Source organism: Roseivirga sp. (genome assembly GCF_049099775.1).
Classification (GTDB): Bacteria; Bacteroidota; Bacteroidia; order Cytophagales; family Cyclobacteriaceae; genus Roseivirga.
Genome location: NZ_JAGDZM010000001.1, coordinates 358,344 through 379,891 on the forward strand (window position 1 = coordinate 358,344; position 21,548 = coordinate 379,891).

General features: G+C 38.6%; 20 protein-coding genes and 4 tRNA genes. 2 read left to right on the forward strand and 22 right to left on the reverse strand.

Going from position 1 to position 21,548, the window contains the following annotated elements; genetic code table 11:
* Positions 1 to 3: 3 nt before the first annotated feature.
* The 22 genes from rplC to JXQ92_RS01885 all read right to left on the reverse strand — a co-directional run bounded on the left by rplC (position 4) and on the right by JXQ92_RS01885 (position 20,019).
* The gene (rplC, locus tag JXQ92_RS01780; RefSeq protein WP_421984864.1) at positions 4 to 636 is read right to left on the reverse strand and encodes a 50S ribosomal protein L3; all 633 of its coding nucleotides are present in this window, start codon (positions 634 to 636) and stop codon (positions 4 to 6) included.
* Between the two features lie 131 nt (positions 637 to 767).
* Positions 768 to 1,451 (reverse strand): hypothetical protein, encoded by a 684-nt coding sequence (locus JXQ92_RS01785; protein WP_421984865.1) that lies wholly within the window; start codon positions 1,449 to 1,451, stop codon positions 768 to 770.
* Positions 1,402 to 2,511 (reverse strand): DUF4221 family protein, encoded by a 1,110-nt coding sequence (locus JXQ92_RS01790; RefSeq protein WP_421984866.1) that lies wholly within the window; start codon positions 2,509 to 2,511, stop codon positions 1,402 to 1,404. The genes JXQ92_RS01785 and JXQ92_RS01790 overlap by 50 nt, the downstream gene beginning before the upstream one ends.
* 23 nt (positions 2,512 to 2,534) lie before the next feature.
* A complete protein-coding gene (locus JXQ92_RS01795) occupies positions 2,535 to 2,822 on the reverse strand; it encodes a hypothetical protein (RefSeq protein WP_421984867.1) in 288 nt (95 codons plus the stop codon).
* A 141-nt stretch (positions 2,823 to 2,963) separates the two neighbouring features.
* Positions 2,964 to 3,269 carry a 30S ribosomal protein S10 gene (rpsJ, locus tag JXQ92_RS01800; protein ID WP_069835034.1) on the reverse strand — a complete coding sequence of 102 codons (306 nt, stop codon included), beginning with the start codon at positions 3,267 to 3,269 and terminating at the stop codon, positions 2,964 to 2,966.
* Positions 3,270 to 3,287: 18 nt separating this feature from the next.
* Positions 3,288 to 5,387, reverse strand: a complete 2,100-nt coding sequence (gene fusA / locus JXQ92_RS01805; protein WP_421984868.1) for an elongation factor G — start codon at positions 5,385 to 5,387, stop codon at positions 3,288 to 3,290.
* Positions 5,388 to 5,400: 13 nt separating this feature from the next.
* Positions 5,401 to 5,868, reverse strand: a complete 468-nt coding sequence (gene rpsG, locus JXQ92_RS01810; protein ID WP_421984869.1) for a 30S ribosomal protein S7 — start codon at positions 5,866 to 5,868, stop codon at positions 5,401 to 5,403.
* A gap of 15 nt (positions 5,869 to 5,883) precedes the next feature.
* Positions 5,884 to 6,264 (reverse strand): 30S ribosomal protein S12, encoded by a 381-nt coding sequence (gene rpsL / locus JXQ92_RS01815; RefSeq protein WP_421984870.1) that lies wholly within the window; start codon positions 6,262 to 6,264, stop codon positions 5,884 to 5,886.
* Between the two features lie 198 nt (positions 6,265 to 6,462).
* A complete protein-coding gene (locus JXQ92_RS01820; protein ID WP_069835030.1) occupies positions 6,463 to 6,786 on the reverse strand; it encodes a DUF3467 domain-containing protein in 324 nt (107 codons plus the stop codon).
* Positions 6,787 to 6,790: 4 nt separating this feature from the next.
* Positions 6,791 to 11,104 carry a DNA-directed RNA polymerase subunit beta' gene (gene rpoC, locus JXQ92_RS01825; RefSeq protein WP_421984871.1) on the reverse strand — a complete coding sequence of 1,438 codons (4,314 nt, stop codon included), beginning with the start codon at positions 11,102 to 11,104 and terminating at the stop codon, positions 6,791 to 6,793.
* A gap of 48 nt (positions 11,105 to 11,152) precedes the next feature.
* Entirely contained in the window at positions 11,153 to 15,022 is a 3,870-nt protein-coding gene (gene rpoB, locus JXQ92_RS01830) for a DNA-directed RNA polymerase subunit beta (RefSeq protein WP_421984962.1), read from the reverse strand.
* Positions 15,023 to 15,180: 158 nt separating this feature from the next.
* Entirely contained in the window at positions 15,181 to 15,561 is a 381-nt protein-coding gene (rplL, locus tag JXQ92_RS01835; protein ID WP_069835028.1) for a 50S ribosomal protein L7/L12, read from the reverse strand.
* Positions 15,562 to 15,602: 41 nt separating this feature from the next.
* Positions 15,603 to 16,136 carry a 50S ribosomal protein L10 gene (gene rplJ, locus JXQ92_RS01840; protein WP_421984872.1) on the reverse strand — a complete coding sequence of 178 codons (534 nt, stop codon included), beginning with the start codon at positions 16,134 to 16,136 and terminating at the stop codon, positions 15,603 to 15,605.
* 2 nt (positions 16,137 to 16,138) lie between these two features.
* The gene (gene rplA / locus JXQ92_RS01845) at positions 16,139 to 16,837 is read right to left on the reverse strand and encodes a 50S ribosomal protein L1 (protein WP_421984873.1); all 699 of its coding nucleotides are present in this window, start codon (positions 16,835 to 16,837) and stop codon (positions 16,139 to 16,141) included.
* Positions 16,838 to 16,849: 12 nt separating this feature from the next.
* The gene (gene rplK / locus JXQ92_RS01850) at positions 16,850 to 17,293 is read right to left on the reverse strand and encodes a 50S ribosomal protein L11 (protein WP_069835025.1); all 444 of its coding nucleotides are present in this window, start codon (positions 17,291 to 17,293) and stop codon (positions 16,850 to 16,852) included.
* 1 nt (position 17,294) lies between these two features.
* On the reverse strand, positions 17,295 to 17,852 hold the full coding sequence (gene nusG, locus JXQ92_RS01855) for a transcription termination/antitermination protein NusG (protein WP_421984874.1): 558 nt from the start codon (positions 17,850 to 17,852) through the stop codon (positions 17,295 to 17,297).
* Between the two features lie 15 nt (positions 17,853 to 17,867).
* Entirely contained in the window at positions 17,868 to 18,056 is a 189-nt protein-coding gene (gene secE / locus JXQ92_RS01860) for a preprotein translocase subunit SecE (protein WP_421984875.1), read from the reverse strand.
* A gap of 22 nt (positions 18,057 to 18,078) precedes the next feature.
* Positions 18,079 to 18,151, reverse strand: a tRNA-Trp gene (locus tag JXQ92_RS01865).
* Positions 18,152 to 18,366: 215 nt separating this feature from the next.
* Entirely contained in the window at positions 18,367 to 19,554 is a 1,188-nt protein-coding gene (gene tuf, locus JXQ92_RS01870; protein ID WP_421984876.1) for an elongation factor Tu, read from the reverse strand.
* Positions 19,555 to 19,633: 79 nt separating this feature from the next.
* Positions 19,634 to 19,705 (reverse strand) — tRNA-Thr (locus tag JXQ92_RS01875).
* Positions 19,706 to 19,784: 79 nt separating this feature from the next.
* A tRNA-Gly gene (locus JXQ92_RS01880) sits at positions 19,785 to 19,857 on the reverse strand.
* A gap of 79 nt (positions 19,858 to 19,936) precedes the next feature.
* Positions 19,937 to 20,019, reverse strand: a tRNA-Tyr gene (locus JXQ92_RS01885).
* Positions 20,020 to 20,329: 310 nt separating this feature from the next.
* Here JXQ92_RS01885 and JXQ92_RS01890 point away from each other — a divergent pair.
* Both JXQ92_RS01890 and pyrH read left to right on the forward strand, forming a co-directional pair.
* Positions 20,330 to 20,827, forward strand: a complete 498-nt coding sequence (locus tag JXQ92_RS01890) for an acetyl-CoA carboxylase biotin carboxyl carrier protein subunit (protein ID WP_421984877.1) — start codon at positions 20,330 to 20,332, stop codon at positions 20,825 to 20,827.
* An 8-nt stretch (positions 20,828 to 20,835) separates the two neighbouring features.
* Positions 20,836 to 21,543 carry a UMP kinase gene (gene pyrH / locus JXQ92_RS01895; protein WP_421984878.1) on the forward strand — a complete coding sequence of 236 codons (708 nt, stop codon included), beginning with the start codon at positions 20,836 to 20,838 and terminating at the stop codon, positions 21,541 to 21,543.
* Positions 21,544 to 21,548: the final 5 nt, after the last annotated feature.

A 21,548-nucleotide genomic window follows, 5' to 3' on the forward strand; every position in this document is an offset into this window, starting at 1 on the left:
TTCTTATTTCTCTAGGACTACGATTGAATTATTCGCTCCAGGCACAGAACCACTCACTACGATAAGGTTCTTTTCTGGTACAACTTTCATTACTTCTAGGTTAATTACCGTTACACGATCATTACCCATTCTTCCTGCCATTCTAGTACCTTTAAATACTCTTGCAGGATATGAAGCACCGCCAATAGAACCTGGGGCTCTTAATCTGTTGTGCTGTCCGTGAGTAGCTTGACCAACACCGCCGAAGCCATGTCTCTTTACTACTCCCTGGAAACCCTTACCTTTTGAAGTTCCAATGGCATCAACAAAATCACCTTCTTTGAAAACATCGCCAACTGTGATTTCATTACCTAAGGCTACCATACCTTCGAACTCCTCTCGGAAATCTCTAAACTCAACTACACTTTTCTTTGGAGTTGTATTGGCCTTCTTAAAGTGACCTTTCAATGCATTTGGAGTATTCTTCTCCTTACGCTCTCCATAAGCTAATTGAACAGCTTGGTATCCGTCTGTCTCTTGATTTTTTACTTGCGTTATAACGCAAGGACCAGCTTCTATCACCGTGCATGCGACATTACGTCCATCGACACTGTATACGCTAGTCATTCCGATTTTTTTTCCGATAATTCCAGACATCTTTTAAATCATTTTCTAACCCATAAACATAGGGCTCCCGCAAAACGGATTGCAAAGATAGGAATTTAATATTTTGTTACAAGGCAGGGGTTTAAAAAAGAAGGGGAAATTTCAAGATACCTGTGCAATACTTACATTCTGAAGTTTAAGAGCAGCTTTCCATCTTTTTTCCACCTAATAAATCCCGAGGGACCCGTATCCCAGACGGTTTTGTCATCACATCGATCTGCACTATGATAGACTTTCAACCAATCATTCTGAATTTCTATAAGGTTGAAACAGTAGTTGCCATTAGAATTATGTGTCTCTTTGGAGTTAGGCGACTTGTACAAACGACCATCTTTACCATTTATGTGATGTACTGAAGTCAGAAAATTCTCCCAGCTCTCAATTTCGGTTTTTGGAGCTACTATCCAACCCAAAGCACCTGTAGATTCATCAGTAACCACTTGCAGCCAACCATCTTGTACCCTTACTACTCGTACTGAAAAATAGCCTTGCAACTGCCCATAACTTAGTGGAGAGAAATCGATCGAATCATTCCCGTAATAGCTTTTATACAAACGAGGCCTTCCTGCTATAAAATCTACACTAATCTCGAAAGACGGTGACCTCAATTTGGGCGCAGGGTAAATCTGTATAGTTTCATTTTGATTTGGTTCAAAATTAAATACTCCTTTACCAACAGAACTATTATTAGCATTACAGCCATACAAAAAACATAGCAGTAACAAATAAATCTTCGACTTAGCAATCCAGGAAATACTATTTCTCCAGTTCAAATCTGTAATTAACAAGTTCCAATTTGTCATCATGCTTATTATAGGCAATAAACATCAGCCCCTCTTTTGACGGTATACCGAATATATAGTACCCTTTCGGAAATGGTATTTCCATATATTCAACAAAATCCTTTGAGGCCACAGAAAGGTAAAAATCTTCATCATCTTCAAAATTGATGTTTTCTCCCTTAACTATTCTATAAAACAGATTTCTGTAATTGTCAGTAATAACTGGGTAAAAATTTGCTGATCTAACTTGATGTTCGAATATACTCACATTAGAGCTACCTGACATTACCTCTATAGGGCCAGCATCATTGGGCGTATTATTAGACTTCATTGAAAAAATACTTTCACCCATTGAGTTCTTAATCAGAACCTGACTGGATGATTTATAATTTATTGTTAACACATCATTATTTCGCCAAAAATTTACTCCTCTCAGTTCCCCATAGTTACCAGCAGTTCTAAATAGTTTGACAGGAACACTATTTTGCTCTATATGCAAAGTTTCTAGATTCAAACTGACCATTAACGGGTTAACCTCTGCATCACTTTGTTTAGTGAAATAATATACTTCCATTAATATTGATTTATCCGATGGACTATACTGTAGACCCGAATATTTATTGACCGATAACCTACCCACCGTAAAGTCAAAGCCCGTAAAATCCGAATCCGTATTATTAATAAGAAGTCTCCGTATAACTTTTCCTTCAAGGGTAATCAGAGTTATGTAATCATTACCTCCAATTAATAAGGTATTCTTATCCCAAATGGAAATAGCACGAACGGACTGAACAAAATCAGGACCCTCGGTAATTAGTCTAACTTTGTTCACAAACGCCCTCTGAGAAAGATTTATAATAACTATGCTATGATCAGTATAGCTGTATGCTGCTAAAAATTCATCCTCTTCTTCAAACCAAATAAATGGTAATGACAAATTTGGAGACACCGATGGAGGCAAATCAACTTCAAAAATAAATTTGGATATCGAAAAACCTGATACTGATTCTTGAGCTTTATGATCACACGAAACAACCATCCCTAGAAGGATCAAAAAAAAGCATCCCAATATAAACTTATACATCTTCATCAATGATTAACGAGCATCTAAGTCTTTTGAGGGTTGTTTAATGGACAATTGGGGCCACCCTCCTGAAAAACTGCCGTTTCCCGCATATTTGGTGAACAAACGTCAATTATTGTCCTTAAGACTGTACAAGGTTGATATTCCTGATCGGAACAATTTTTCTCGAAATCGTCGTGCGCTTGAAGCTGTTCTTGCTTACCGCAAACCCACATCTCTCCGCCCGCCTCACAGCTTTGATTTCCAGTTTGCGCATTCACAAAAAAGCATAACAACATGATAGGTATTCCAACAATAGATCTTTTTAGCATTTTCATGAGGTTTATACTTCTAACTGTATTTTATTCAATTTAAAGTATAATCAAATAATATTCAATTTATATTCCTCCCTCTGTACAAAAAAAAGGGCTCGCTTTACAGCGAGCCCCTTTACTCTATATTATGTAAGGTACTTAAACCTTTATTTCTACATCTACACCTGAAGGTAATTCAAGCTTCATCAAAGCATCTACAGTTTTTGCACTTGAAGAGTAGATATCTACTAATCTTTTGTAAGTACAAAGCTGAAATTGCTCACGTGCCTTTTTATTCACGTGTGGTGACTTCAATACTGTAAATTTCTCTTTTACTGTAGGTAGTGGAATAGGACCACTTACTACAGCTCCGGTAGTTTTTACTGCTCTCACAATTTTCTCTGATGACTTATCCACCAAGTTGTGATCGTATGACTTTAATTTGATTCTAATTTTCTGTGTCATTATAGTAAAATTTACAGCTTATTCTCCTTTTGATTTTTTGATTACCTCTTCAGCAATATGATTTGGCACAGCTTCGTAGTGAGAGAACGTCAATGAAGCAGTTGCTCTACCTGAAGACATTGTTCTCAAATCAGTTACATAACCGAATAGTTCAGATAATGGTACATCTGCTTTAACAACAGTGGAAGTACCTTTGGTATCCATACCTTTCATCATTCCTCTTCTACGGTTAAGATCACCAGTGATACTACCAGTATATTCATCTGGAGTCACTACATCTACACCCATAATTGGTTCCATTAATTTAGGAGTAGCTTTTCTAGCCGCTTCTTTAAAACCAAGTCTAGCAGCCATTTCAAAAGATAGTGCATCTGAATCGACATCATGGAATGAACCATGGAAGAGTCTCACTTTCATTCTTTCTAACGGATAGCCTGCCAAAGGACCGTTTACCATTGCGGATGCAAACCCTTTCTCTACAGAAGGGATGAATTCTCTAGGAATTATACCACCCTTGATATCATTATCAAATTGTAATCCGTCTTTGTCGTGATCTTCATCAGCAGGGCCAATTTCAAATACGATATCAGCGAATTTACCTTTACCACCTGATTGCTTCTTATAAACCTCTTTATGCTCAACAGTTGAGTTGATAGATTCTTTATAAGCCACCTGCGGTGCTCCTTGATTTACTTCTACCTTAAATTCACGTCTCATACGATCCATGATAATATCTAAGTGAAGCTCACCCATACCTCTAAGAATAGTTTGACCTGTTTCTTCGTCAGTATGAACTTTCAAGGTTGGATCTTCTTCCACTAGTTTAGCAATAGCCATACCTAGTTTATCAACGTCTGCCTGAGTTTTAGGCTCAATTGCATATCCAATTACTGGATCAGGGAAGTCCATAGATTCAAATACAATCTTATTCTTCTCGTCACACAGTGTATCTCCTGTTTTTATGTCTTTAAATCCTACAACTGCAGCAATATCACCAGCATGTAAGCTATCAATAGCATTCTGCTTGTTGGCGTGCATTTGGAAGATTCTAGAAATACGCTCTTTCTTATTAGTTCTTGTGTTGTACACATAAGAACCTGAGTTCAGCATTCCTGAGTATGATCTCACGAAACAAAGACGACCTACAAATGGATCTGTAGCAATTTTAAATGCTAGAGATGCAAACGGCTCATCCGGAGATGGCTTTCTTGAAGCCTCTTCTTCAGTGTCTGGATCTACACCAACAATACTATCTCTATCCATTGGTGAAGGAAGTAATTCCATCACATAGTCAAGTAGAGTTTGAACTCCTTTGTTTTTAAAGGCTGATCCACACATCATTGGCACAAAGTCCAAATTGATAGTAGCCTGTCTTAAAGCTGCAAGAATCTCATCTTTAGTAATAGAATCAGGATCCTCAAAGAACTTCTCTAATAAAGAGTCATCGTATTCAGCGATAGCCTCTAACAGTCCTTCTCTATATTCAGCAACTTCGTCAACCATATCAGCAGGAATTTCAATTTCTTCGAAAGTCATTCCTTGATCGGCTTCGTTCCAAATAATTGCTTTATTCTCTACAAGGTCAACTACACCTTTAAAGTTTTCTTCTGCACCGATAGGCAATTGTAAAGGCACTGCTTTAGTACCTAACATTTCCTTTACTTGTCCACAAACCATTAAGAAGTCTGCACCAGCACGGTCCATTTTATTAACGAAGCCAATTCGAGCAACTTTATAGTTATCTGCAAGTCTCCAGTTAGTTTCTGATTGTGGCTCTACACCATCAACAGCAGAAAACAAGAACACCAAGCCGTCTAGCACACGTAATGATCTGTTTACTTCAACAGTAAAATCAACGTGACCAGGAGTATCAATAATATTGATATGGTATTCATTGTCTTTATAAGGCCAGAATACAGTAGTGGCAGCAGAAGTAATAGTAATACCTCTTTCTTGCTCTTGCTCCATCCAGTCCATAGTAGCATCTCCATCGTGAACTTCGCCGATTTTATGAGATACTCCAGTATAATACAGTATACGCTCGGTTGTTGTAGTCTTACCTGCATCAATATGCGCTGCAATACCTATGTTCCGAGTTAATTTTAAATCTCTTGCCATTTTAGTCTAGGAATTAAAATCTAAAGTGTGAAAATGCTTTATTGGCCTCGGCCATTCTGTGCGTATCGTCTTTTTTCTTAACGGCTGCACCCTCACCTTTTGAACCAGCAATTACTTCTCCAGCTAGTTTTTCAGTCATGGTTTTCTCACCTCTCTTACGAGCGAACATGATCATCCATTTAATACCGAGTGAGGTTTTACGACCTGGTCTTACCTCAATAGGTACTTGAAAAGTAGCACCACCTACTCTTCTACTTTTCACTTCGACTGACGGCATGATGTTACTCAATGCTTTCTTCCAAGTTTCAAGACCATTCTCACCAGTTCGTTCTTCTACAATATCCATTGCTTTGTAGAACGTGTTGTAGGCAATACTCTTCTTTCCGTCGACCATAAGGTAGTTCACGAACTTTGTTACTAAAGTATCATGGAACTTAGGATCAGGAAGAATATATCTCTTCTTTGGTTTAGCTTTTCTCATTGCTTATTTGATTGACTATTTTTTTGCTTTTGGACGTTTAGCTCCGTACTTCGATCTTCTTTGAAGTCTTCCGCTTACTCCTGCGGTATCTAACGCACCGCGAATAATGTGATATCTTACACCTGGAAGGTCTTTTACTCTTCCTCCTCTGATTAAGACAATTGAGTGTTCTTGAAGGTTATGACCTTCACCAGGGATATATGCGTTCACCTCTTTACCATTGGTCAACCTTACTCTAGCTACTTTTCTCATAGCTGAATTAGGCTTTTTAGGTGTAGTCGTATATACCCTTGTACAAACACCCCTTCTTTGTGGGCAGCTATCCAGCGCAGGAGACTTTGACTTTGAAGTCAACTTCTTTCTACCCTTTCTTACTAGTTGTTGTATAGTAGGCATTTACAATTGTTTTTAAATTAATTTTTTCCTAGTTGCAATTTTCGGACTGCAAAGGTAACGAAAGATGTTTTCGAAACAAACACCTGATCTTAAATAAAATTAGATTAGATATTTGGTCCTCAATACTGGTGCTCTCGCTTATTTCCATAAAAAAAGGGTTGCCGAAGCAACCCTTCTATTCTCTATAATTTTTGCCTTCTAAGCTTCGCCAACTGTGCCTCCAAAATTCATTGGAAACTTAGGTGGCTCCTCGCTTTGCTTTATTGGACCAAAGTTTTTCTCGAACTTATCGATATTATCCTTTAGCGCATAAAGCAAACGCTTGGCATGTTCTGGCGTGATTACAATTCTCGATTTCACTTTTGCCTTGGGTACTCCAGGCATCATTTTTATGAAATCAATTACGAATTCACTGTTCGAATGAGCAATCATAGCCAAATTAACATATTGACCTTCGGCTACTTCCTCGGACAATTCAATATTTAATTGATTCTGATTCGCTTGCTCGTTCTGATCTGCCATGTGCTTAGAGTTCTACGCTTTCACTTTCTTCTGCCTGAGCTCTGTAAGCTTCTTTGGCAGCTAGTAATTTATCATACTCCTCTTGGCTACCAACGATCAGGTCATTGTAATGCCTCATACCTGTTCCGGCTGGAATCAAGTGACCAACAATTACATTTTCCTTCAATCCGTTCAACGTATCAGCTTTACCTCTGATAGAAGCTTCACTTAATACTTTGGTAGTTTCCTGGAATGATGCTGCAGAGATAAAGCTGTCAGTACCCAAAGAAGCTTGTGTAATTCCTTGAAGTTTTGGTTTAGAAACTGCTGGTTGAGCGTCTCTAACTTCTACTAACTTCATGTCCTTTCTTCTTAGGCTAGAATTCTCATCTCTAAGATCTCTAGGTGTTACAATCTGTCCAGCTTTCAAGTTTTCAGACTCACCTGGTTCAGAAACTACTTTCATATCAAGAATGGCATCATTCTCTTCTCTGAACAAAAACTTATCTACTACTTGTCCTGGAAGGAATTGCGTATCACCAGCATCCATGATCTCAACTTTCTGCATCATTTGCTTAACGATCGCCTCAATGTGCTTATCGTTAATCTTCACACCTTGTAGACGGTATACTTCTTGTATCTCATTTACTAGGTATTCTTGAACTGCAGTTGGTCCTTGAATATTCAAGATATCATTAGGAGTCGTTGCACCATCAGATAATTGGTAACCTGCTCTTACAAAGTCATTGTCTTGTACAAGAATGTGCTTAGACAATGGCACCATGTATTTCTTCTTCACTCCATCTTTAGACTCAATAAAGATTTCTCTGTTACCTCTTTTGATTCCTCCATAAGTTACAACACCATCAATTTCTGACACTACTGCCGGGTTAGACGGGTTACGTGCTTCGAACAATTCAGTCACTCTTGGAAGACCACCTGTGATATCCCTCGATTTACCCATTGTTCTTGGAATCTTCGCCAATGGCTGTCCAATTTTCACTTTATCACCTGCATCTACTGCTAAGTGAGCTCCAACTGGAATATTGTATGCTTTAGAATCTGCTTTTGCATTTACAACAACCGCAGGGTTCTTCGTTTTATCTTTTGTATCCGTAATTACTTTTTCTCTGTGACCAGTCTGCTCATCAAACTCTTCTTTGTAAGTAATTCCTTCTTCGATAGCATCAAATTCGATTGTACCATCAAATTCGGAAAGAATAACAGCATTGTACGGATCCCACTTACATAGTTGGTCATCCTTTTCTACTTTCTGTCCTTCTTTTACTTGAAGAATAGCACCGTAAGGCACATGGTTTGAGATTAAGACTTTCTTAGTCTTAGGATCAAGGATCTGAATTTCTCCAGTTCTACCCATTACAATGTTGACTTTTTCGCCTTCATCATTAGTAGTTGGTAGTGATCTTAATTCTTCAAAAGCAATTACACCAGCAAACTTGGCTTTAACCGTTGCATCTACAGCAATGTTGGAAGCCGTACCACCTACGTGGAATGTTCTTAATGTAAGCTGTGTACCTGGTTCACCAATTGACTGTGCAGCAATTACACCAACAGCTTCACCTCTCTGTACCATTTTATTGGTTGAGAGGTTTCTTCCGTAACACTTAGCACAAACACCTTTTTTAGTTTCACATGTTAATACAGATCTGATTTCAACATCTTCAATAGCTGTCTCATCAATTAAGTCTGCTATTTTTTCAGTGATCTCTTCACCTGAAGCAACAAGTAGTTCTTCAGAAATAGGGTCGTAAATATCATGAACAGAAACTCTACCTAAGATTCTTTCAGAAAGTGGTTCCACCACATCTTCGTTATCTTTTAGTGCAGATACTGTTAATCCTCTTAGTGTTCCACAATCTTCTTCATTCACTACACAATCCTGAGCTACATCTACCAAACGTCTTGTTAGGTAACCTGCATCTGCAGTTTTCAATGCTGTATCGGCCAAACCTTTACGAGCACCGTGAGTAGAGATAAAGTACTCTAGTACATCTAGACCTTCCTTAAAGTTTGAAAGAATTGGGTTTTCAATGATGGCTCCTACAGAACCTGCAAGGTTTTTCTGTGGCTTAGCCATCAGACCTCTCATACCACCCAACTGACGAATCTGCTCTCTAGAACCACGGGCTCCTGAGTGCATCATCATAAAGATGGAATTGAAACCTTGGTTATCTTCTTCCATCTCTTGCATCAAACCGTTTGTCAACTTCGTGTTAACACGTGTCCAAATGTCAATTACTTGATTATATCTTTCATTGTCAGTGATAAGACCCATTAAGTAGTTTTGCCATACAGCATCCACTTCTTCTTTTGCACTGTCAACGAGTGTTACTTTGTTATCAGGAATATGAATGTCATTCAATCCCATTGATAGGCCACCTTTGTAAGCCATCTGGAAACCAAGTTCCTTAATATCATCCAAGAACTTAGCTGTTTTTGCGATACCACAAATATTAACAACCATTTGGATAATCTTCTGAAGCTTTTTCTTCGTCAATAACTCGTTAACGTATCCTACTTCTTCTGGCACACTTTGGTTGAAAAGAACTCGACCTGCAACAGTCTCGATTACTTTGTCTACCAACACTTCGTTTTCACGAACTCTAGTTTTGACATGAACATATGCATGTTTAGAAACTACACCTTCGTTCATTGCGATAATTACTTCTTCAGCAGAGTAAAAACGCATACCTTCTCCAGCTACTTTGTGATCGTCAGTAGATCTTCTACCCTTAGTCACATAGTATAGTCCCAACACCATGTCTTGAGATGGCACTGTTACTGGAGCTCCGTTGGCTGGGTTCAAGATGTTATGAGAAGAAAGCATCAAAGTACTTGCTTCTAACACAGCATCATGTCCTAGTGGCACGTGCACAGCCATTTGGTCACCATCAAAATCCGCGTTAAATGCAGTACATACTAACGGGTGTAATTGAATTGCTTTTCCTTCAATTAGTTTTGGCTGGAAAGCTTGGATACCTAATCTGTGTAGTGTTGGTGCTCTGTTCAATAGTACTGGATGTCCTTTCAATACGTTTTCAAGGATATCCCAAACTACTGGATCTTTTCTATCAACAATTTTCTTTGCCGACTTCACTGTTTTCACAATTCCTCTTTCTATCAGTTTTCTGATAATAAAAGGTTTGAAGAGCTCAGCAGCCATATTCTTAGGTAAACCACACTCATGTAGTTTAAGCTCAGGACCTACAACGATCACAGAACGACCAGAGTAATCAACACGCTTACCTAGTAGGTTTTGACGGAATCGACCTTGTTTACCTTTAAGCATATCACTTAAAGATTTCAATGCTCTGTTTCCATCAGAACGAACTGCATTTACTTTTCTAGAGTTATCGAAAAGTGAGTCAACAGCTTCCTGAAGCATACGTTTCTCATTTCTAAGAATTACCTCAGGTGCTTTAATATCTATTAATCTCTTCAGTCTGTTATTTCTAATAATAACTCTTCTGTAAAGATCATTTAAATCTGACGTAGCAAATCTACCACCATCTAGAGGCACTAATGGTCTCAATTCTGGTGGAATTACTGGAACCATTTTGATGATCATCCACTCAGGACGATTCTCGATTCTAGTTTTTGCATCACGGAAAGCTTCAACTACTCTCAAACGTTTTAGGGCTTCTGCCTTTCTCTGCTGAGATGTATCTGTTGCTGCTTGGTGACGAAGAGCATAAGACATACTGTCCAAGTCAAGTCTCGCTAATAACATTTCAAGTGCATCAGCACCCATTTTAGCGATGAACTTCTCTGGGTCATCATCATCTAGCATTTGATTCTCACGTGGAAGCTTATCAAGGATATCTAAGTACTCATCCTCAGTAAGGAAATCCATGTAGCTAATGCCTTCCTCTTCTTTAATTCCAGGTTGGATTACCGCATATCTTTCATAATAGATAATCTGATCCAGTTTTTTTGTTGGCAACCCAAGTAGGTAACCTATTTTATTCGGCAACGATTTAAAATACCAAATGTGTGCAACAGGAACGACCAACTCAATGTGGCCCATTCGCTCTCTTCTAACCTTTTTCTCGGTTACTTCAACACCACACCTATCGCAGATGATACCTTTATATCGAATTCTCTTGTACTTCCCACAATGACATTCCCAATCCTTTACAGGTCCGAATATCCTTTCACAGAATAAACCGCCCATTTCAGGTTTGTAGGTTCTATAGTTAATAGTTTCTGGCTGTGTAACCTCACCATGAGAAGACTCAAGGATAGATTCAGGAGAAGCTAAACTAATAGTGACCTTGTTGAAGTCGTTGTTAAGTTTTCTATTCTTTTTAAATGCCATAGCTTTTTTTAATTCTTAATTGTGGCCTAAACCAAACCCAAATTGTAATTAGTCTAAAGTGATTTCAAGTGCTAGTCCTCTAAGCTCATGTACCAGTACATTAAATGATTCTGGAATATTAGGCTTAGGAATAGAGTCTCCCTTAACAATCGCTTCGTATGCTTTCGCCCTACCAATTACATCATCTGATTTTACAGTCAGGATTTCTTGCAGTACGTGCGAAGCACCAAATGCTTCAAGTGCCCATACTTCCATTTCTCCAAATCTCTGACCACCGAATTGTGCTTTACCACCAAGCGGTTGCTGCGTAATCAATGAGTAAGGTCCAATAGACCTTGCATGCATCTTATCATCTACTAAGTGACCTAACTTCAGCATGTAAGCTATACCTACAGTTACTGGCTGATCAAATCTTTGTCCACTTAGACCATCATTTAGGTATTCACGTCCTGCGCTTGGAAGACCGGCTGCTGTTAATTCAGTTTCCACTTCTTCCATACTTGCTCCATCAAAAATTGGAGTCGCGTATGTTTTACCTAGTTTAAGACCTGCCCACGCTAAAACAGTTTCGTAAATCTGTCCGATGTTCATCCTTGATGGTACACCTAGTGGGTTCAATACGATATCCATTGGTGTTCCGTCATCTAAGAAAGGCATATCTTCCTCTCTAACGATTCTTGCTACAACACCTTTGTTACCGTGACGACCGGCCATTTTATCACCTACTTTAAGTTTACGTTTCTTAGCAACGTATACTTTTGCAAGCTGTACAATACCTGTTGGTAATTCATCACCTACTTCAATCGTAAATCTTCTACGCTTGAATTCTCCAGTAATGGCATTACGCTTCAGGTTATAGTTCTTAACTATTCTAACAACAAGGTTATTAACTTTATCGTCTTCTGTCCAACCATCAAGGTTAAGGTCAGAAACCAAGTTTACTTCTTCTTGTACGCTATAGTTACTTTCATCTCTGTAGATATTCTTTTCAGGGAATAGATTATTAGAGATATTGTTTTTATTAAACTTTACGCCTTTAGAAATTACTTCATCTCCAAATTTGTGTGTTACACCACTACAAGTTTTGCCTTCTAATAATGATACAAATTTTTCAATAATTTGAGTTCTTACTTCAAGTAAGTCCTTGCTGTATTGTGCCTTCAATACTTCAACTTCTTTCTTAGATTTTGCTCTAAGGTCTTTGTCCTTTTTAGGACGAGAGAAAAGTTTTGTATCGATAACCACACCTCTTAATGAAGGAGAAGCTTTTAATGAAGCATCTTTAACATCACCTGCTTTATCTCCGAAAATAGCTCTTAAGAGTTTCTCTTCTGGTGTAGGATCAGTCTCACCTTTTGGGGTGATTTTACCAATTAGAATATCACCTTCTTTGATTTCAGCTCCTACTCTGATGACACCATGTTCATCAAGGTTTTTCACTGCTTCCTCACTTACGTTAGGAATCTCAGAAGTTAATTCTTCTTGACCTCTTTTAGTGTCTCTAACTTCAAGTTCGTATTCATCAATGTGAATTGACGTATAAACATCATCTCTTACTACTCTTTCAGAGATAACAATTGCATCTTCAAAGTTATACCCTTGCCAAGGCATGTAAGCTACCATTAGGTTCTTACCTAGTGCTAACTCACCGTTTTGGGTAGAATAACCTTCACAAAGCACTTGGTTTTTCTCTACTTTCTCGCCTTTAAGAACGATTGGTTTCAAGTTAACCGTAGTGTCTTGGTTAGTTCTTCTAAATTTAATGAGATCGTAAGTTTTGTACTCAGTATCAAAGTTGATTAACTCATCTTCTTTGCTCTGGTTGTACTTAATTATAATTTTAGTAGCATCTACAAAATGTACAGTACCCGCTTCTTCAGCAATTACTAACATTCTAGAGTCACGTGCAGCTCTTGCCTCTAAACCTGTACCAACAATTGGTGCTTCCGGTTTTAACAATGGAACTGCTTGACGTTGCATGTTCGATCCCATCAGGGCACGGTTTGCATCATCATGCTCTAAGAATGGAATTAAAGAGGCCGCAACAGATACAATTTGGTTCGGTGCAACATCCATGTAAGTAAGCTCTTTCGGCTCTACTACTGGGAAGTCACCTTCGTATCTCGCTTTAACTTTCTCATTTACGAAAACTCCGCTCTCCTGTACAGGTGCATTTGCCTGAGCAATGTTATGCGTATCTTCTTCTTCGGCAGTTAGGTAAATAATGTCATCTGACATATTTACTTTACCGCTGTTTACTTTTCGATATGGGGTCTCAATGAATCCCATGCTATTGACTTTAGCATGAACACATAGAGATGAAATCAATCCAATGTTTGGACCTTCTGGTGTTTCAATTGTACAAAGACGACCATAGTGAGTATAGTGAACATCTCGTACCTCGAAACCTGCTCTTTCTCTTGAAAGACCACCTGGCCCTAATGCAGACATTCTTCTTTTGTGCGTAATCTCTGCCAATGGATTCGTTTGATCCATAAACTGAGAAAGCTGGTTTGTTCCGAAGAATGAGTTGATTACTGAAGAAAGCGTTCTTGCATTAATCAAATCGACTGGTTTAAAGTCTTCATTGTCACGCACGTTCATTCTTTCTTTGATGGTTCTAGCCATACGCGCTAAACCAACACCAAACTGAGCATATAACTGCTCACCAACTGTTCTTACCCTTCTGTTAGATAAGTGATCAATATCATCAACAATTGCTTTTGAGTTGATCAAACCGATCAAGTACTTCACAATTGAGATTATATCTTCAGTAGTTAAAACAAGCTTCTCGGAATCAATCTGAAGGTCTAGCTTCTTATTAATTCTATATCGCCCTACTTCACCTAAGTTATATCTCTTGTCTGAGAAGAAAAGTGACTGAATAATGTCACGAGCTGTTTGCTCATCCGGTGCATCAGTATTTCTTAACTGACGATAGATTTGCTCTACTGCTTCTTTTTCAGAGTTTGAGTTATCCTTTGAAAGGGTATTGTATATTATAGTGTAGTCTGCAATGTTGATATCTTCTCTATGAAGAATAACTGACTCAACATCAGCTTCCATAATCATATCAACATGCTCTTCAGAAAGAACTGAATCTCTTTCTAACAACACTTCATTTCTATGAATAGATACAACTTCTCCTGTATCTTCATCTACGAAATCTTCAACCCAAGTTCTTAGAACTCTCGCAGCTAGTTTACGGCCAATAGCCTTTTTCAACGCTGCTTTTTTAGCACCTATCTCTTCAGAAAGGCCAAAAAGGTCTAGAATATCTTTATCTGTACCGTAACCAATAGCTCTTAAAAGCGTAGTAACGGGGAATTTTTTCTTTCTATCGATGTAAGCATACATTACGCTGTTTACATCTGTAGCAAATTCAATCCATGATCCTTTAAAAGGAATAATTCTGGCTGAATATAAAGGGGTTCCATTGGTGTGCTTGCTTTGCGCAAAGAATACACCTGGAGATCTGTGTAATTGAGAAACGATTACTCTTTCAGCACCATTAATTACAAATGAACCTTTAATGGTCATGTAAGGAATGTTACCTAAGAATACTTCTTGCTCAATCGTTTCGAAATCTTCATTATCCTCATCATTACAAGTCAAACGAAGTTTCGCTTTTAGCGGCACAGAGTAAGTCAAACCACGATCGATACATTCTGCAACGTCGTATTTTGGTGGGTCAACCAAATAATCTACGAATTCAAGAACGAAATTCTCTCTCGAATCCGAAATCGGAAAGTTCTCAGAGAAAACCTTGAACAAACCATCCTGAGTTCTTTTATCCGCTGGTGTTTCTAATTGGAAGAAGTCTTCAAACGACTTAACCTGAACATCAAGGAAATCAGGATAATCTAATATTGATTTAATCGAAGAGAAGTTTATTCTTTTTGATTGATTTGCTAGAATAGCCAAGGCCTTAATTTTTTTGTTATCAAATAATTATAGTCGCATCCACTAGGATGCTGGTAAGGGACAATTCCCTAAAATGTATACAAACAGGAAAAGACCCGTGATCTCGGAAGATCAGGGTCTATTCCAAAGCCATTATACAATGGCCAATCAAATTACTTAAGCTCTACTTCAGCTCCAGCTTCTTCAAGCTGCTTCTTAAGTGCTTCAGCTTCGTCTTTAGCAACTCCTTCTTTTACAGCTTTAGGAGCACTGTCTACGATCTCTTTTGCTTCTTTTAATCCTAAACCAGTTAATTCTTTCACTAGTTTAACTACCTGTAGTTTTGCACCACCAGCAGCAGTTAATACAACGTCGAATTCTGATTTTTCTTCAGCTCCACCTTCGTCTCCACCACCAGCAGCAGGGCCAGCAACAGCTACAGCAGCAGCTGCAGGTTCGATTCCGTATTCGTCTTTAAGGATATCAGCAAGTTCGTTAACTTCTTTCACAGTTAAGTTCACTAACTGCTCTGCGAATTCTTTCAAGTCTGCCATTTTAATTATTTGTTATAAAGTTTTGTAAATCTTGTTTGTTATTAATTTTCACGTTCAGACAACGTCTTAAGGATTCCTGAAAGTTTATTACCAGAGCCTTGAAGACCAGAGATAACATTCTTAGCAGGAGATTGAAGTATAGTAATTACTTCGCCAATTAGCTCAGCCTTAGACTTAAGCTTACTTAGCATATCTAAATTTTCCTCTCCTATGAAAAGATCCGTGTCAATAGACGCGCCCTTAAACAATGGAGATTCCATGCCTGATTTTTTTCTAAATTCCTTGATCAATTTTGCAGGTGAGTTAGCGTTCTCACCAGAGAACATAACGCCTGTAAAACCTCTCAATACACTCTCGTCAAAAGGAACGTAGTCAGTATCTAACTGCGCCAAAGCCTTTTGCACCATAGTGTTTTTTACCACTTTGTACTCGATTCCATTCTCGAAGCACAAACCTCTCAACATGTTGGTTTCAGCTACCGTCATTCCGGAAGCATCAGTTATATAGAAGTTGTCGTTTTGTGAAAACTTCTCTACCAACTCTTCGATTAGTATTGCTTTTTCTGCTCTATTCATAATTATAGTCCGGAAATTGAGTTTGTATCTACTTTAACTCCTGGGCTTTGCGTAGTCGAAATATTGACACTTTTAAAATAAGTACCTTTCGACGATGCAGGTTTCAGTTTAGAGATTGTCTGTAGTACCTCTCTAGCATTTTCAGCAATTTTCTCCGGAGAGAAAGAAGACTTTCCAATACTTGTATGAATGATACCAGCTTTATCTACTTTAAAGTCGATTTTACCACCTTTTACATCTTGAACTGCTTTCGCAACATCAAGCGTAACAGTACCCGCTTTTGGGTTTGGCATAAGACCTCTCGGTCCTAATACTCTACCTAAGCGACCAACTTTGGCCATAACAGTAGGCATAGTGATGATCACATCAATGTCAGTCCAACCACCTTCAATTTTTGAAATGTAGTCGTCCAACCCAACGTGGTCTGCACCAGCATCTTTAGCTTCTTGCTCCTTATCAGGAGTACAAAGCACAAGCACTGTTACTTGTTTACCAGTTCCATGAGGAAGTGCAACTACACCTCTCACCATCTGGTCGGCCTTACGAGGATCCACTCCTAAACGTACGTCTATATCAACTGAAGCATCATAAGAGGCATTGTTAATTTCCTTAACAATTCCTGCAGCTTCATTTAATGCGTATTGCTTGGCTGGATCATATTTACTAAAAGCTATTTTTTGCTTTTTTGTCAATTTTGCCATTTGTACAAATCTTTAGTTATTCCAAGGTGCCTTACCTGTCACCCTTAACCCCATACTTCTCGCAGTACCCGCTATCATTTTCATAGCAGATTCTATTGTAAAAGCATTTAAATCCGGCATCTTAACCTCAGCGATCTCTTTTACCTGATCCCATGTAACACTACCCACTTTAACTCTGTTAGGCTCATCAGAACCCTTCTTTTGTTTAGAAGCTTCTAGCAGCATTACCGGTGCTGGAGGTGTTTTGATTACAAATTCAAAAGACTTATCACCAAAGATTGTGATAACAACAGGTATAACCTGTCCCATCTTATCTTGAGTACGTCCGTTGAATTGTTTACAAAACTCCATGATGTTAAGTCCTTTTGCACCAAGTGCAGGACCTACCGGCGGAGAAGGGTTGGCTTGGCCTCCCTTGACTTGCAACTTCAGATAACCAGCTATTTCTTTAGCCATCTTAATCTTGTTTTTCTACTTGCATGTAACTTAATTCAACCGGAGTATTTCGGCCAAAGATCTTAACCATAACATTAAGTTTTCTTCGTTCCTCAAATACCTCCTCAATTACTCCCGTAAATCCACTAAAAGGACCATCCATTACTTTCAAGGTCTCTCCTACTATAAATGGGGAATCTAGTTGCTCGTCAAAATCATCAATCTCTTCAACCTTACCTAAGATACGGTCGACTTCTGCTTGACGTAATGGGACTGGCGGAGTGGAAGCCTGGCCAGCCTTTTGACCTAAGAACCCTATGATTCCAGGGATATTTTTAATCATGTGAATGACTTCACCATTAGATATATCGGCTTGTACCATGATATAACCAGGAAACATATTTCTATCACGAGATTTCTTTTTCCCATTTCTGATCTCATAGACTTTCTCTGATGGGATCATCACTTGGGGAATCTGTTCTGAAAAATTTTCACGATCAATCTCGTTATCAAGATAATCTTTCGCTTTTCTTTCCTGGCCAGATACGGCTCTAACCATGTACCAACTTAGTTCTGACATTCTATTGATTGTTTCTTATAGATTGTAAAACAAATCCATCACTTTATCGAAACCCAAATCTATCACACCTATAAAAAGTGCGAAGATTAACGAGGCGACCAACACTAACACTGAACTACTCTGAAGATCAGAATACTTAGGCCAGCTTACCTTATGCCTCATCTCATCATAAGAAGCAGTAATAAAGGACTTTAATTTACTCATCGGTTTTACTCCTTTTATTTTGCACGGGTGGTAAGATTCGAACTCACGACCTTTGGTTTTGGAGACCACTGCTCTACCAACTGAGCTACACCCGTATTAAACTCCATTTGCCCCAAAACCATGCAAACAATTGAATATCAACTACTTACAAGTCGCTCTTCTGAAGGTTTTTATGAGTAGAAAAAGTACTGCAAACGCGACAGAAGCCCGAAACGGGCTGCAAATGTAGAAAATTTATAATAACGAAACAAACGCGTTTCCGAAAAAATCGAAAACGCGTTTATAATAAAAATCTATTTAGATAGAAGGACTAGTCAAGGATTTCAGTCACCTGACCTGCACCTACAGTTCTACCACCTTCTCTGATTGCGAATCTAAGTCCGTTTTCAAGCGCAACTGGGCTATGAAGTTCTACTTCAATAGTTACGTTATCACCAGGCATTACCATTTCGATGTCAGCAGGAAGTCTGATTTCACCAGTAACGTCAGTTGTTCTTAAGTAGAACTGAGGACGGTACTTGTTAAAGAATGGAGTATGACGTCCACCTTCTTCTTTTGAAAGCACATAAACTTCAGCTTTGAAGTGAGCATGTGGCTTAACAGAACCAGGCTTACAGATAATCATTCCTCTTTTAATATCAGCTTTCTCGATACCTCTAAGCAACAAACCTACGTTGTCACCAGCTTCACCTCTATCTAATATCTTACGGAACATCTCAACACCAGTAATAGTAGACTTCATGTCTTCTGCACCCATACCGATAATATCAACAGGATCTCCAGAGTTAATAACACCTCTTTCAATTCTACCAGTAGCAACAGTACCACGACCAGTGATCGAGAATACGTCCTCTACAGGCATTAAGAAATCTTTGTCAGTTAAACGCTCAGGAAGTGGAATGTAATCATCCACAGCAGCCATTAATTCAAGAATTTTTGGCACCCATTTTCCGTCACCATTCAATCCACCTAAAGCAGATCCTTGGATTACAGGAATATCGTCACCTGGGAATTCGTAGAAAGAAAGTAATTCTCTTACTTCCATTTCAACAAGCTCCAAAAGCTCTTCATCGTCAACCAAGTCAACTTTATTCATGAACACAACCAAAGCAGGAACACCTACCTGACGTGCCAATAGGATATGCTCTCTTGTTTGAGGCATTGGTCCATCAGTAGCAGCAACTACAAGAATAGCACCATCCATTTGCGCAGCACCAGTAACCATGTTTTTCACATAATCGGCGTGACCTGGACAGTCAACGTGTGCATAGTGTCTATTTTCTGTTGTATACTCTACGTGAGAAGTATTAATAGTAATACCTCTTTCTTTTTCTTCAGGAGCATTGTCAATTGAAGAAAAGTCTCTGTTTTCAGCAAGACCTGCGTCTGCTAGAACTTTTGTAATCGCAGCTGTTAATGTGGTCTTACCGTGGTCAACGTGACCGATAGTACCAATATTAACGTGCGGCTTTGAACGGTCAAAGGTTTCTTTAGCCATGTTTGAAAATTAGTTAATATTCAATTTATAAATTAAAAATCTGCATTGAGAGTGAATTTTTCACCCTTAATTTCTTTAGAGCCAATGACGAGATTTGAACTCGTGACCTCTTCCTTACCAAGGAAGCACTCTACCCCTGAGCTACATCGGCTTTTCAGCTTTTAAGTTCCCGATTGAAAGTCTTATAAACTTACTATCGCAAAACATCTACGCGGAACTCAAAGTATATGAGCGGGTGACCAGGTTCGAACCGGCGACCTACAGCTTGGAAGGCTGTCGCTCTACCAACTGAGCTACACCCGCTTTTTCTCTTAACCTCTTTAAATTTTCATTTAAAATTGGCTAAGTGACTGACTTTCTTTGTATAACAAATAAGTCATTGTGGGGGGAGCAGGATTCGAACCTGCGAAGTCATAAGACAACGGATTTACAGTCCGTCCCAGTTGGCCGCTTTGGTATCCCCCCTTTGATTTTCAGAACGTGAATGAACGCATAAAAAACCCTTTCTGGGAAAGGGACTGCAAAATTAGACCCTTTTTTATTTTATTCAAATAATTGCAATAAAAAGATGAAGCTTTTTCTTTATGCTTAAAAACAAGCCTAAAACGGGCTTGCAGGCCGATTTATGGAAAATATACTTCCCCATAGTAATCATCTAAAACTTGCAGCTAATCTGCACCTACTGATTCAAAATAGTTATATATATTTGCGTGATTTCGCTGTTGGTACTCAAGCGTCTTCCTCCACATCGTTTTAAGCGATAAAAGTTTATTCAATGTTTCAAACGCAATCTAGTAACGAGGAAAAGATTTCTCTAGAATTTAACGGGGATCAACTCATCTGTAATGGCCATCCATTCAACTGGTCATTAAACAAAAAGAATAACAGCACATACCTTATTATAAAAGACAACCAAAGCTTTCGCGCTGAGGTGCTATCTATTGATTACCAAACAAAGTCGGCAACTATAAAAGTGAATAAATCTGTTTTCGAGATTGAACTTAAAGACAAGATGGATTTACTATTAGCTAAAATGGGGATTGACAATCTAAACACCACTGTTGTCAATGATCTTAAAGCGCCAATGCCAGGTTTGATTTTTCAAATTCTTGTTGAAATAGGACAGGAAGTAAAAAAGGGAGACCAACTGGTCATACTCGAAGCCATGAAAATGGAAAATGTATTGAAAGCTCAGGGGGATGGTGTTGTACAAAGCATTGAGATCAGCAAAGGAAATAGTGTAGAAAAGGGTCAAGTATTGATAAAATTTTAAAAGATAACATGAGTTACAAAAGAGTTCTCTTAAAACTGAGTGGTGAAGCCTTAATGGGCGAACAAAACTATGGAATTGATCCAGGTCGCTTGGAACAATACGCATTGGATATAAAGAAAATTCATGAAGAAGGCGTTGAAGTAGCCATTGTTATAGGAGGCGGTAATATATATAGAGGCGTTCAGGCCGAAGCTTCAGGTATAGATAGAGTGCAAGGTGACTATATGGGCATGCTTGCCACTGTAATCAACGCTATGGCGATTCAAAGCACACTTGAAAAACATGGTATGTACACAAGGCTTATGTCGGGTATTAAGATGGAAGCCGTTTGCGAGCCTTTTATACGAAGAAGAGCAGTTCGCCATTTAGAAAAAGGCAGAATTGTAATTTTTGGAGCCGGAATCGGTAATCCTTATTTCACCACAGATTCTACTGCTAGTTTACGCGCTATTGAAATTGAATCGGATGTAGTATTAAAAGGAACCCGTGTAGATGGTGTTTATACTGAAGATCCTGAGAAAAACCCAGATGCCACAAGATTTGAAAATCTAAGCTTCAAAGAAGTCATTAGTAAAGGATACAATATTATGGACATGACAGCATTTACGCTTTGTCAGGAAAACAATGTTCCTATCATTGTATTTGATATGAACAAGAAAGGTAACTTGGAAAAACTGGTTCTTGGCAAAGAAAAAGTTGGAACACTTATAAGCTAATTCTT